The sequence below is a fragment of the Paenibacillus sp. FSL P4-0127 genome (assembly GCF_038007325.1).
GTDB classification, from domain to species: Bacteria; Bacillota; Bacilli; order Paenibacillales; family Paenibacillaceae; genus Fontibacillus; species Fontibacillus macerans.
The window spans coordinates 361,913-374,606 of sequence record NZ_JBBOWY010000001.1; the positions used below are offsets into that span (position 1 = coordinate 361,913).

The following is a 12,694-nucleotide window of genomic DNA, read 5'->3' on the forward strand; positions in this document are numbered from 1 at the left end:
TATGTTTATTTACATTATATGATAAATGAATTTTCCATTCAGATTTTTCTTAACCTTAGGTCTTATCAATCTATTATCATTGCAATGATCTTTCCCTTTTTTAAATATTAAAACGTATGATACTAAACTTCACAAGGAGCCAATTATCATACAAAAAAATTACTTTGGATGGTAAAATTATCTGGAATTACTTATACATACTTGTAATTAAGGGGTTATATTAGTGGGAAACTCAACATTTAACAAGAATCTCTTTCTTGAAATTTATGCAGGCGAAATTACCGAGGAATTCGAAACAAATTTCGTCAGTAAGTTTGGTATTGCTTATAAAGATTTTTTAGAACTAGAACTAAAAAATCACAATAATAATACGAATGAACTTGCCAAGTTCATCGGTTTAAAAGAGAACCAACTTCTTCTTCATTTAAAGTCATATTCAATAATTAAAAATCTAAAATTTAAAGAGTGGCTGCAATTTTTGATGGGAAATATGTTTGTATATTTATTAAAAGCTGCATTAGGACTAATAGGTTCTATTCCCATTTTCTACTTTATTGGGTATCTATTACTCTATGGCTATTTTTTCGGTGGAACGGATCATTCATTTCTAGATGTTGTAATGAGAAGTGTACCTATTAATCGGTCCTCGTGCTATATCGCAGGATTTATTTTCTCAGGAATAGTTACCTTTTTTATTTCTATTTATAAATTAAAAGGTTTAGGTAAAGCATTCCTAATTTTTGGGTTACTCTATTTTTTCTTTGCTCCCACCGTCAGTTTATTAATAATTCTATTCAGTGCGAATTTTGCCTTTGAATTTTCGGTCATTATTAAGTTTCTTCTAGTCTGGCTTCTCCCTGTTCTGACCGCTGTATTGATAATATCAGCTTCTTTTCTTATCACTATCTTATCTAAACACTATAAAGCAATAGGGTTAGTGATAGTTATCTCATCTTTGTTTCCAATATTTATGACAAGGCAACTTGGACTCAAGTTGTCATTAACAATATATTTATTGATAGTTGTATCACTAAACGCCCTAGTAATAAAATTAATTGAAAAAAACAACAAAAAAAGAAACGAAATAGGAAACAGAATCGTTCTAAGCACACTTTTTCCTTTAGTGAATTCTGGTTCTTTGTATTATTCTTAGCCTCTCTGTCTGTTGTAGTAGCTGTCCCATTGCTTTGCTATATTATATTTTCAACTGGAAATTATCTCGGTTCAACCTTATCTGTAATTGGTTTGACAACAAGTGAGGACATACGAATTAAAAACACCTTAGTAGATGGAAAATTAGTCGCTGAGGATAACAAATACCTATACATCTCAACAACCTCGAGAACCCTTCTTGAGGTAAGTAAGGATGCCTCTATACAAATAACAAAACCCAACGAACTTATGACTTTTTCGGGTAAGTCAGAGAATTGGAGTGTTAATGTCAGCGTATTTTATAGAGATAATACATTATGGTATAGCGGCGTTATTAGAAAAACAAATTCTAGTAATACCGTAAAGATAGCATACGAGCTGCCGAACCTAGATAAGATTACTTTAGAGCATTCAAAGCCAACTTCGGATTTTTATATTTTTAATAAAATAAATTCTGAGAATTTCAAGAAACTCACCTTTATTAACCTTTCTTGGCCTTCCAGTGATGGTTCAACTAAAAAAGAAAAGATTGAACTTAGTGTTTCTGTTCTTGACTACGGCTAACAAACAGACCGTAATCTCAAGTAGCTTTACAAACATCATGGACCTAGTCTGTAATTCTGCTTCCGTTACCATCATTGGCCTAAACGTAGATCACGGCTTGGTAAATGAGAAGCCCGCTTCATTCAACGGTATAATTGTAGTCGATGGGTTCCTAATATAGTGATAGTGACTATTTTAACGATGAAAAAACGTAACAAGTGTTCTCATCTTCCCAATCAAGGAACTCAGGCATTGTTAACTCCCATTATTACGATATAATTTTATTAAATTTATTCTTTTGTAGAGAGGCTCGAAACCATGGAAGAACACACAATATCTACTGTTTCACAATACTTAGAACTCATTAGAGAAAATGACTATTATCATTTTATATTCCGTGGGCAAAATGAAGCTTATGGAGGCATACAAGCAAGCGGTTTTAGACCGTATAAAGGAGGGTGGTTTACAGACACTTTTTATGATATTGAGGGTATGAAGAAAGAGTATTACAACAAAGTGATAAGAAAACTTTCTTTAGACGAACGACAGCATTTTTTAGCTTTTTGCCAACATCATGGATTGCCTACTAATGTAGTTGATTTCACAAGATCACCGTTAGTCGCTTTATTTTTTGCATGTAACGGAAAAAAACAACCTGATAAAAATGAAACAGATGCTTATGCTGAAATATATTTAATTGATAAAAATAGGTTGATTGATATTACAGATTTACTTGTAAAATATAACAATCAGAATTTTATTGAAGTTCTTGTGGAGAATGTAGATGTCCAAAAAGAAATACTTATGAAAATTGAACAATTATTTCTTGAGAACAAAGGAAAATCTATACATTGGATCAACAATCTTATCGATTGCTATGAAAATAATCGTTTAGATATTTATGGTGACTCTAGCTTAGATACAGATGAAGATGATGAACTTGATTCGGAGGAAATCTCGGGAGAATGCTATAGTCTTCTTGATTTTAAAGATAAAATTAAAAATGATGCAACAAAAGCCCTAAATGAACTATATATTTATGTATTAAATGAGATTGAAGATGAAACTATCACTCACAATGATTATTATTACTTAGAAGATTGGGAATATGGTTACCATTGCAATGAATCTATAGGTGCAAAAATATACACGGCATTATTGATAAATCTCTTACAAATCTTTATTAATATAAAAGAGAGGATCGATATAAGACTGGATATATATTTTACCTATCAACCCCCAGAGTTGTTCGATAGGATAGCAAGCCAAAAGGGACTGTTTATTTACCAACCCTATTTGTATGATGTAGAAGATGTATATAAATATGGTATTTTGAATTACCAGTCCATTATTCCAGATATCACCATTAAGGTTGAAAATTATGACAATATACTGAAGGAGCTAAATTTCTTAGGTGTAAACCTAGAAAGTATTTATGGTGATTTTGATAATATAGCAAAATCAATTAAGTTTAACAATGACTTGCTTCTACTGAAAAGACAAGAAAGTAGAAGCCATCACTCATGAGAATAATTAAAATAAATGATACAACATCTCCAAGTAACGATATGTGGAGCGGTTTCCATCTTGACGACCTCTATAATATCAATGACTTTGATGGTAAAAGCAAGTGACGATGGTTTAAATAAAGCGATAAACAAATTGGCGAAATTCGTTATGGCGCTAACCAAGACAACCTTATTCGGTTGTGGTTTGTTAACTGTAGCGGTTGGAAAACAGCAAGCCGATCCTTTCACTTCGAAATATCCAAAAACCCTCGCCAAACACATCCCGCACGTCGTGGATGGTGAGAAACGTATTTGTCGATGGATTTGACAATCTTTTTAAGTGTGGATACCTCTTGCTTGCTGATGACGATGTACAGGACTTCCTTCAGATTTTTTGTATAGTAGACATGGCCCGACAGCACCGTGATGCCACGGTCCATTTGGGTAATGACCATTTCGGCGATGTCGTTTTGCTTCTCCGAGATAATCGTAACGGCCTTTTTGGGATTCAGCCCCTCAATCATGAAGTCCATCACCTTCGTCCCCACATACAAAATGACGATGGTCAGCATCAGCTTTTCCGCAACGATAATAAAATAGGAGGAAAAGGCCACGATCAGATCGAAAAACAACATCGCATAGCTAATATTCCAATCGAGATATTTATTGGCGATCCGGGCTAAAATCACGGTTCCTACCGTCGTTCCCCCGGCCCGTACGATCAGGCCGATTCCCAACTATAAAGTCAGTATGACCTTTACACTTTAATTCGCTATCCAATTCACTTGAAAAAGGGCTTTGTGCAAGGATCATCGACCAAATCAAAAACGAGCGATGCTAGAGGGAATTCCTACACGCCGCTCGTTCTATTGCCGCTAACCTTGCAGATCACCTAAAGAAGCTCAACCCCCGTATACCCCATCGCCTTGTACCCCTTAACTCTTTTTTTGAACATACTCATTAAAATCGGAACCTGCAGATCTACATAATCGTATATCCGGACTTCCGTTTTATTTGAGTGTGAGCGATGAAGGCGGCCTGCGTATTGCTGTAGCGTTCCCTTCCATGAAATGGGGTGCACTAAAAATAAGGTGTCCAGCCGTGCATCATCAAATCCTTCGCCAATGAGTTTTCCTGTCGCGATCAGCACCCGTTCTTCATGATCTTGCACACTGGCGATTTTCTGCCGCAGAGCCTCACGCTGCTTCTTCCCCATTCCTCCGCGCAGTACAATGACATTCTTGGCGAACTTCTCAAGCCGATCTTGAAAATATTCTACATGGCTCGTACGTTCAGTTAGCAGAATTGGTGATCTGCCTTCGTCTAGACATTTCAGCAGATCGTCAAAGATCATTTCGTTCCTCGCTTCGTCAGTGACCAGCATCTGATAGATATCCTGTATGCCGGGATTTGATAGCTGTTCTGTTAACCGGAAAGTTGTGTATCTAGGGATGACTTTATGTTCCATTCCGCGGGAGGCTGCCTGTGACTTTGCATCTACCCGAAAACGAACCGGACCACATTGCATAGTAACAATGGGATGATGTCCATCTTGTCGAATGGGTGTTGCAGTCAACCCGAATACATACTTTGCTTTCGCCCTTTTTAGCACCTGCTCGAAGCTAAAAGCCGATACATGGTGGCACTCGTCAACGATAATTTGCCCGTATTCGCTGATATATTCTTTAACTATTCCCTTTTTATTCAAGCTTTGAATAACCGCAATATCAATCAGGCCGGCCCGCTTTTCTTTACCGCCGCCAACCATGCCAATCTGTTTGGGATCGATATTCAAAAAAGTGCTTAGCCGTTCTTTCCATTGGTCCATTAATTCACGACGATGAACAAGCACCAAAGTGTTTATTTTTCTCCTGGCTATGATCGACGCAGCCACGACGGTTTTGCCAAAAGCCGTTGTCGCTGAAAGAATTCCTGTTTCATGAGCCAAAATCGATCTTGCTGCCGCATCTTGCAGCATCGTCAGGGTTCCATTGAATTCGAAATCAGTAGAGCTTCCCGCAACTCGCTCATCCGTGATCATCGGTTCAATGGAGTGTTGACGCAGAAGCTCCAGAACTTCCTGCATACACCCTCTCGGAAGCGCAACGTGTTTTGGAAAATCCTCCGCACAGCTAATCACACGCGGCTTACCAAAAGTAGACAGCCTCATCGCCTGGGTCTTGTAAAAGTCGGGATTTTGAAAAGTGGCCAAGCGAAAGATTCTGTTGACCATGGCTGGCGGCAGGCCATTTTTCTCGATATAGATCATATCGGATAAAACAACCTTAACAGTTGCAGGCAAAGGCCCATTAATCCGTTCATCGGCCTGGAAGCTTTGCCGCTGTTCCCAAGGATTCTCTTCTTTCGCATCCGTGTCCACGTATCCAACGTTTAGAATAGTTCCATTGCGTGCAGCCGTTTGGACGAAATCCATAACTTGTTGCCGATCCATTTTCTTTAGTTGAGCCAAGAACTTCCATTGATCCTCATAAGGCCGAAAATGATCATCGACAAAAACGCTATTACCCTTCTTTCTAGGAGCCCCCTGTAAGGGAAGCGCAATTAAATTCCCAAATCCTCCTCTTGGAAGGGTGTCCTGGTTTGGAAAAAGACGGTCATAGGAATCTAAGCCTACCTCATATCTCCGGCCCATAGTTAACGTTAGAATAGCACATCCAAGCTTTCTGGCCAGACTGGCGTCTATATTTTCTTCAAAAAAGATCCAAATATGCCCTCCCTCTCCCGAACGAGAACGTTCTAAAGCCGCGGGGATGCCATGTTCCCTGCACACCACCATAACAGCCAGAGCATCTTCCTGCCATTTTTGCTTATCGAAATCCATGGCCAGAAACCAACATGTCTCGTCTAGGAGCATGGGGTAGACCCCAATGGTTCGATTAACTCTCGAATCTAAATGTTGACTAACCACTTCGTCGGTCACAGGCAAAAAATCTTGATGCTGACATTCCGAGCATTTCACCTGCGGCTTCTTGCAAACCGCTGTCCACTCGTTTCCGCAAGCAGGAGAATACCCCGATCTCCCCGCTTTGTTTTCCCAGCGTATAGGGTAAACATCTTCCCGTCCTTTAAATAAACTGCGAAACAGTCCGATCTTCTCAGACGGTGATGAATAATTGTGAACCGAGTTAATCGTGTTGTCATCGAGCACGGCATCCTTAGTTCCATCATCCACAGTTTCAGCAATTGACGAGGTCGTCTGGTACTTGGATAATTCTTTTCTCAGGTTTTCGTTTTCTTGTTTTAATCGTTCAATTTCCAACAAGGCCAGCTGAAGCTTATGTTCAATACTGTTCATATCTCCTCCGGAAAATAAAAGCGAAAAGCCCAGACTGTTCCGGGCTGCTTGTTAAGATATTGAGTTGAACGTATGAAAAACATTACCTATTAGCCTATACTTACAGTTGCGGCCTCCTCCGCTCCATGCAAGCTTAGCTTCATCCCCAGAGCCATGGCTAATTTAAATACGGTATCTAAGCGGGGAATAGATCCGCCATTTTCAATACGAGCAATAGACTCCTGATGGAGCCCTACTTTATCGGCCAGTTCCTTTTGTGTCCATCCGAGTTCAATTCGTCTTTGATGAATAGCATTCACGAGTTGTGCAACCGCTTCAAGCTCATTCATCCGTATTGGATCTATAGACTGTAACTCCTTCTTTTTTTCACTCCAGTTTTTCATCATCAATCGCTCCTCCCTTTTCTCAATAGCCAACTGTCCATTCGTCTTTTAGCAACCGCAATTTCCTTTGGAGGTGTCTTTTGCGTTGTTTTAGTGAAGTAGTGTAGAAGAACCAAATGATTTCCCTTCCATCCAAAAAAGAGAATACGATTATGACCTGGGCGTAGCTCCCATATATCCCCTGAAATCCTCTTAGTAAACCTCTCACCAGCTCGTGTTCCGCTCTCTTCTAATCGATTCAAACAGTAGATTATCTGTTCCAATTGAACTCTTGCATTCTTATTATTGAGCGCGGCAGCATCAAGCTCATCAATGAAGTCCTCAACTGGCTTATTACCATTCTCGTCCTCGTAAAATAATATATTATACAAAGCTGCCTCCATGTTTATAAGTATACTCTCTTACCCCCCTTATTATAACATATAGATCATAAATTATATATCTCCAGTGTTGTGAAAAATCCAACAATGAAAAAGCCCGCTTCATCAGCAGGCTTTAGTCGATCATCAAGAAGAATAACCAAGTTTCGAATCTTTATGTACAACCGATTTTTTGAGTTTCCCTCAATAATGCTGAACCTCCATTCACATCGCCCAAGAAGCTACACCAACCGCCCCGAATCCAATACCCCCAGCTCAATCAGTCTCTCCTCCAACAATTCGGCAAGCCTGTCATCAGGTAGCGGGTTGCGGTGCGTATTTTCCAGATAAATATGTTTCTCCGTTTCTGGCATTAGGTACTCTTTGTACCAAAGAAACAGATCCGGGCTATCCCCATGCATCCGAAGGAACGAGCGCAGCGTGGAGGTATGATAAATGGTGTTGCTGATATTGGTCAGCCAGTCGGCGCGGTAGAAGTGTTCCCATTGTCCGGACTCGGCTGCGCGCAAGGCTTCCAGCCCCCGGCTATAATGCCGTACCGCACGCGCGGCATGGACGAACGCCTGCGGATAAGCCCAGGAGCAATAGTCCGCGTATGCATTGCAGATGGAAGCCAGCCCGCGGCAGCCTGTCAGGTGAAGCTCGATTTGCACCAGCATTTGGATATATAGTCTGCGGCTATTCTCATCCGACAGTCTTTGCGCCACCGCGCGTCCCCGCTGCTGCAGCGCTTCCCAGCCCGGGATGGCCTGTTCTGCGCGGCTTCGAAACCAGCGAACCTGATCTGCGAAGCTTACATCTCCCGTAGCCCAAATCAGCCGTTCATGGGTGCAGGTTTGTCCCTGCAGCCAATGCCCGATCATCTGTCTTGTGGGATGATGATAGAATTCCTCCCCAGCTCTTTCGTCCTCATGGGCGCCGTAGGGAATGGTGCAGGCGGCATAATCTTCGTACAACCTTATGATGTCCGGTCGTTCTTCGCCGTACATCCGCTTGATAAACCCAGTCAAATGCCGCTGCGCATCCGCATCCTCGTTCCGCCACATCTCCGCCGTGAAATCAAGCGCGTTGAGATGGGGCAGGATATTGCCGCTGTTAACCAGCAGATAATCCTTTGCTCCCGCCTTGAATGCCTTGGTCAGCTTCTGCTTGATGAGCTCTACAGGCGAAGGAAACATCGTGAGATGGTTGGAGGCCTGCAAATCATGAAACGTAACATGATAATAAAGCCCGTGCTTTCCGCCCTCACGGGGACCCGGAAGTGCCGGAATCCGCAAATTCAAGTTGCCTTGCCGGCGCGAAACCATTTTCCCGTAACCATTATCGGCCCAGATCTAAATGATCTCTTCCGGCAGACGGATATACCCTTCTTTGTACAGCTCGGCCAATTCCCCATACAGGGCCATGCAGCAAACGGGCTGCTCCACCCTGGCCTTAACCATGTTGTACTGTTTCTCAATCACCGCAGAAATGAGCTCGCCGCGTTTGGCGGGCGTATCGAATTCGGGATCGTTCTCCCAGAAAGGCCGGTCGCCCTGCCCGCGAAAGCTCAGCACCCAGACGACCCGCTCGCCCTTCTGTCGCTCAATGGCCTCCATCCACAACCGTTCGAACAGCGCCGGATGTTCTTTATAGCTGGCCGTCTTGCCCGGAAAAGCCCGCAGAAACATTTCCGCCCCCAGCGGTTCGGCATGATGATGCGTAACATACAGCCCCATATCCAGGGCCAAACGATGATGGATACCGTTTCGCGGCAGGTCCGTACCGGGGACCACCATATTTCCCCCCAGCCTCAGCAGCGCTTCGAATACCGGCTGCCACACTTCCGCCGTAGGCGGATATTCCGTTTTCCATCCAATCAGGCAGACCTCATCGTTTACAAACCAGCCGCGATAAGCCACTGCCGAGGGGACAGAAACATACGGGACATCGGCGATTTCGATCCGATCCCTTTTGGCTGGCGAAAGTTCCGCCCAGAACCAGAGCGGATCCACCCCCAGGAAAACCCGGCTGTAATGAAGCAGGCCGTACACTAATCCCAGGTCGTCCCGGCCCACGATATGCAGGAACCGGTCTTGTCCCAGCATGACCGCATAAGCCTCCGGCCGGTCCGGGCACTCCACCTCGTTTGCCGCGTATCGAACGCAGATGCAAGCGATTCGACCGTCCGTTTCGCCGTGGTGCAAGCTCGACTGCCGCGAGTTATCCGCCCGTTCGGACGAAGGCTTAAGCCCGAATACTTTTTCATGATCGCGGTAGATCATCTCCAAAGCGTAACGAACCGGACTGGATACCGTTTCCGGCTCAAGATAAACCGTATTTCCGTCAATATAATGCATGTTACCTCCTCCTCTGCCTATTTAAGTTGAACTATTGATTAAGCGGGATAGGGGCAGCCGGGTTTCAACTTATATAGAATGTCAGCCGAATCTTTGTACGCTTTTGCATATGCAAATCAGATCCGCCTATCCTTTCAAACCGGTCGTCGCCACGCCCTCAACCAGGTATCGTTGAAAGACGAGGAAGACGGCCACGACCGGAATCAGGGAAATAACGGACATGGCGAACAATCCGCCGTAATTGCTGAATGAATTGGGGTCCAAGTATAAATTTAATGCCAGCGAACCGTAAACATGCGAGTCGAACTGATAAAAATTGAAGGCTAAAAGAAATCCTGCCAGATCCAGTAAAACGAGAAAATCGTCGAAGTAATAATGGCCGGCGTGACGAGCGGCAACACAATGCGGAAAAAAATCCCCATTTTGCCGTAACCGTCGATATCGGCGGCTTCATCCAGATCCAGGGGTCCGCCTTGTTTATGATGAAGTTTTCCGTAAAGGCCCGAAAGCCGTTTATGACTTGCAGGATCAGATTAAACAGGACAACGGGCGTAAGCATTGGCAGCGTGATTTTGGAAAGACGCACCCAGCGGATCCACTTGGGTTCATTACGAATCAAAGGGGGGAAGACCATGAGTAGGGCCGCAAAACGCTGGTATGCTATCATTTCACTTTATAATGACCATCCTGGGTATCCTGATGATTTACCCTTTGATTTGGTCCGTGGCCAGCTCTTTCAAGGACAATAGCGAAATCTTCGGGAACTCGTATTCGCTTTTTCCCCATGATTGGGGACGTTATTGGGAGCTGCGGGCCAAAATCTCACTCGCTTTCGTTCGGAACGAAGCGGCTGCTTCTTCAGCCGTTGTTCTGTCGTACAGCACCAGTTTCGTAATATCCGTAAACACATTTACGATTTCGGCATGACCCGACGGTTCCGGCGCGTCGAGCGGCGTCGTAAGCGGCGCAGCCTTAATAATAGAATATCTATAATTTAATTTCTCCTCAGAGGGTAATGCCTCTTCCTTTGACTCATTATTATTTTCTTTCGCTGCTTTGAAGATGTATTTGAATAAACTCTTTTTCTTAAATTTCTCTACCCTGGACATTTCCGGATGACTCCCTTGATTTAGAACTTACTTGATTATATTAGCATTATGAAGTATATAGAGCCGATATATTGGCCCATATATCTTCATAAAACAACCGATTGCTCCTCAATCCCGTCTCTCTCTTTCGCATAAAAGAAATCCGAATGATTCAAATATTCTTTTAAACCGTTCCCCACATCGGGGCGTGAAACTTGAATTAATTCATTAAGCCCCGTATCACTCCGAAAATGTAGTTTTGAATAAAGGACTACAGGCAGTTGCTTATTGTTCTTAAATCTTCGATCCGGCCCACCACTTTTATTCACATATCTCCAGGTTTTATCAACGATGGTTGTGTCTCTGGGGACTATGCCATCTTCAATAAATCGGGTATTGGAACATTCCAATATCAGGCTTCCGTAACTAACTGCTCCAACCTTTCTCCGCTGTACGACTAGGATTTTATCGGGAAAAAAGTACAGTTTTTGTTTTCCAACCGGTATACAGGGAACCTTAACGTTGGTCTTTATGTATTTGGGAAGCGAATAGTTGATTGAAATATGACTTCGATGAATCAGCGTCGATGCACCGGCATGATATTTCCGATCCCGAACGTGCCCCGAGGCCGAAACATGCCATTTTCGCTTGGCACTGATTATCTCATTGAAAGTATTATAAAATGCTTGAATTTTTGATTCTGCAGCTTCATCAATGTCATACACAATAATTGTCGTCTTTCTATATTTATCTAACAGATACAATGCAGCAATAGACAGCAAGCCTATAATCATAAATGAAGTTGAACTTAATAAAACTGTTATTGCAACTCCTATTGTCCATAAAGGGAATAATTTATATTTTTTGTTTATTTCATATAGCAGTTCTTGCGAATTTGAATCGAAAATATCTAACGCATCGTTACTTTCAATTTCATGCATAACAACATCGGGAGGTTGACTAGTCTGCATATTCTGTTCATGAAGTACCGTATTATTCGCATTTCTTCTTTTTCCGATCATGGTTTTATAATAAAGCCCGTTTGCACCAATGCGAACATAATTGCCGCGGGGACTTATACCAAAACGAAAGCCTTTAGTTCCAACGGAAGCTCCAATCCCTGACTTGGAAAAATTGATCCTCAACCCTCCAAATGATATGGACTTTCTAAAATAAAAACCCATATTTATCCCCCCTCCATGTAGTAAATTTGAATTCAAAAAAAATAGTCACTATGTCCTACTTATTTCTACACTATCCAACATGTTCCTCCTATGGTTTTCTCTTTTTAGTAGTCTCTCGTTCTTAGTTCATTAATCCCTCCTTTAACAACACTCTACACAAGCGTATAATTGGAATATATTGGGGGGGCGTTAATAATAAATACGAGGATGATTTACTGAAATGGTTAAATATAATTGGTATCTTAGAGGATTCGTATTGCTCCTTCTCCTATCACTTTCTACTCTCATTTACCTATCGCAAAGGGAATCTTATAGTCAGATCTCTGACCTCCATATTGAACAACTACAGGAAAAGGAGCATATTGAAATACTTGATGTAAAAATAAATAACGGCCTTGATCAGCCCTTTGCTTATGTTTTTTACAAGAGGGGTTACAAAATAGGGGCTTGTATCGTAAGAGTAATTAATAAAAAGCTAGAGTACAGTATGGACTTAATGCTTAACGAGGATAATAGCAAACCTGTCCAAGTTTTTGGAATTCGAACGGGATATCCTTATCTCATGATTCAAATCAATGACGATCACCTTCTCAAAGAAGGCCGCTACATTTATGCAACATTTAATCAAACAAAATGGCATCGATTCAACATGGATGGCTCAAGAAGGAACTATATCGTTTCTGGTGACTATGATGAGGCATCGGACGGAAGATCATCTATTCAAATATACAATGAGAAAAAAGAATTGATATTTGAGTAAGTTCTCAACTGGTTTATCCCTTTTCCCCCAATCTGCCGCGA

Annotated in this window: 11 protein-coding genes and 2 pseudogenes; 4 read left to right on the top strand and 9 right to left on the bottom strand. The window is 42.1% G+C overall.

Annotated elements, in window-relative coordinates; translation table 11 throughout:
- The first annotated feature begins 223 nt into the window (after positions 1-223).
- The 3 genes from NYE74_RS01420 (at position 224) to NYE74_RS01430 (ending at position 3,222) form a co-directional block, all read left to right on the top strand.
- Positions 224-1,153, top strand: a complete 930-nt coding sequence (locus tag NYE74_RS01420; protein ID WP_036626938.1) for a hypothetical protein — start codon at positions 224-226, stop codon at positions 1,151-1,153.
- A gap of 29 nt (positions 1,154-1,182) precedes the next feature.
- The gene (locus NYE74_RS01425; protein WP_124333720.1) at positions 1,183-1,716 is read left to right on the top strand and encodes a tudor domain-containing protein; all 534 of its coding nucleotides are present in this window, start codon (positions 1,183-1,185) and stop codon (positions 1,714-1,716) included.
- A 297-nt stretch (positions 1,717-2,013) separates the two neighbouring features.
- Positions 2,014-3,222, top strand: a complete 1,209-nt coding sequence (locus NYE74_RS01430; protein ID WP_036626940.1) for an FRG domain-containing protein — start codon at positions 2,014-2,016, stop codon at positions 3,220-3,222.
- Positions 3,223-3,448: 226 nt separating this feature from the next.
- On the opposite strand, the pseudogene NYE74_RS01435 reads toward NYE74_RS01430, so the two are convergent.
- The 9 genes and pseudogenes from NYE74_RS01435 to NYE74_RS01470 form a co-directional block, all read right to left on the bottom strand.
- Positions 3,449-3,940 (bottom strand): annotated as a pseudogene (locus NYE74_RS01435) (YitT family protein); the annotation flags it as partial.
- 155 nt (positions 3,941-4,095) lie between these two features.
- Positions 4,096-6,519: a TOTE conflict system archaeo-eukaryotic primase domain-containing protein gene (locus NYE74_RS01440; RefSeq protein ID WP_155619727.1), complete on the bottom strand. Its 2,424-nt coding sequence runs from the start codon at positions 6,517-6,519 to the stop codon at positions 4,096-4,098.
- 89 nt (positions 6,520-6,608) lie between these two features.
- Positions 6,609-6,905, bottom strand: coding sequence for a helix-turn-helix transcriptional regulator (locus NYE74_RS01445; protein ID WP_227877173.1), 297 nt, complete (start codon positions 6,903-6,905; stop codon positions 6,609-6,611).
- Complete coding sequence (locus tag NYE74_RS01450) at positions 6,905-7,285, bottom strand: type II toxin-antitoxin system RelE/ParE family toxin (RefSeq protein ID WP_341004556.1); 381 nt, start codon at positions 7,283-7,285, stop codon at positions 6,905-6,907. Before NYE74_RS01450 ends, NYE74_RS01445 begins: the two co-directional genes overlap by 1 nt.
- Positions 7,286-7,503: 218 nt before the next feature.
- A pseudogene (locus NYE74_RS01455) lies at positions 7,504-9,621 on the bottom strand (glycosyl hydrolase 115 family protein).
- Between the two features lie 126 nt (positions 9,622-9,747).
- Positions 9,748-9,885, bottom strand: coding sequence for a hypothetical protein (locus tag NYE74_RS01460; RefSeq protein WP_341004557.1), 138 nt, complete (start codon positions 9,883-9,885; stop codon positions 9,748-9,750).
- Between the two features lie 59 nt (positions 9,886-9,944).
- Positions 9,945-10,043, bottom strand: coding sequence for a hypothetical protein (locus NYE74_RS33210; protein ID WP_445323388.1), 99 nt, complete (start codon positions 10,041-10,043; stop codon positions 9,945-9,947).
- A 375-nt stretch (positions 10,044-10,418) separates the two neighbouring features.
- On the bottom strand, positions 10,419-10,730 hold the full coding sequence (locus tag NYE74_RS01465; protein ID WP_155619725.1) for a hypothetical protein: 312 nt from the start codon (positions 10,728-10,730) through the stop codon (positions 10,419-10,421).
- 86 nt (positions 10,731-10,816) lie between these two features.
- Positions 10,817-11,893, bottom strand: a complete 1,077-nt coding sequence (locus NYE74_RS01470) for a DUF4236 domain-containing protein (protein WP_155619724.1) — start codon at positions 11,891-11,893, stop codon at positions 10,817-10,819.
- A gap of 220 nt (positions 11,894-12,113) precedes the next feature.
- Here NYE74_RS01470 and NYE74_RS01475 point away from each other — a divergent pair, with 220 nt between their 5' ends.
- Positions 12,114-12,653: a hypothetical protein gene (locus NYE74_RS01475; RefSeq protein WP_155619723.1), complete on the top strand. Its 540-nt coding sequence runs from the start codon at positions 12,114-12,116 to the stop codon at positions 12,651-12,653.
- Positions 12,654-12,694 lie beyond the last annotated feature (41 nt).

Bases quoted from the DNA above. Each gene is read 5' to 3' on its own strand.
- NYE74_RS01430 (WP_036626940.1), top strand. From the start codon at position 2,014: ATGGAAGAACACACAATATCTACTGTTTCACAATACTTAGAACTCATT.
- NYE74_RS01440 (WP_155619727.1), bottom strand. From the start codon at position 6,519: ATGAACAGTATTGAACATAAGCTTCAGCTGGCCTTGTTGGAAATTGAA.
- NYE74_RS01445 (WP_227877173.1), bottom strand. From the start codon at position 6,905: ATGATGAAAAACTGGAGTGAAAAAAAGAAGGAGTTACAGTCTATAGAT.
- NYE74_RS01450 (WP_341004556.1), bottom strand. From the start codon at position 7,285: ATGGAGGCAGCTTTGTATAATATATTATTTTACGAGGACGAGAATGGT.
- NYE74_RS33210 (WP_445323388.1), bottom strand. From the start codon at position 10,043: ATGGGGATTTTTTTCCGCATTGTGTTGCCGCTCGTCACGCCGGCCATT.
- NYE74_RS01465 (WP_155619725.1), bottom strand. From the start codon at position 10,730: ATGTCCAGGGTAGAGAAATTTAAGAAAAAGAGTTTATTCAAATACATC.
- NYE74_RS01470 (WP_155619724.1), bottom strand. From the start codon at position 11,893: ATGGGTTTTTATTTTAGAAAGTCCATATCATTTGGAGGGTTGAGGATC.
- NYE74_RS01475 (WP_155619723.1), top strand. From the start codon at position 12,114: ATGGTTAAATATAATTGGTATCTTAGAGGATTCGTATTGCTCCTTCTC.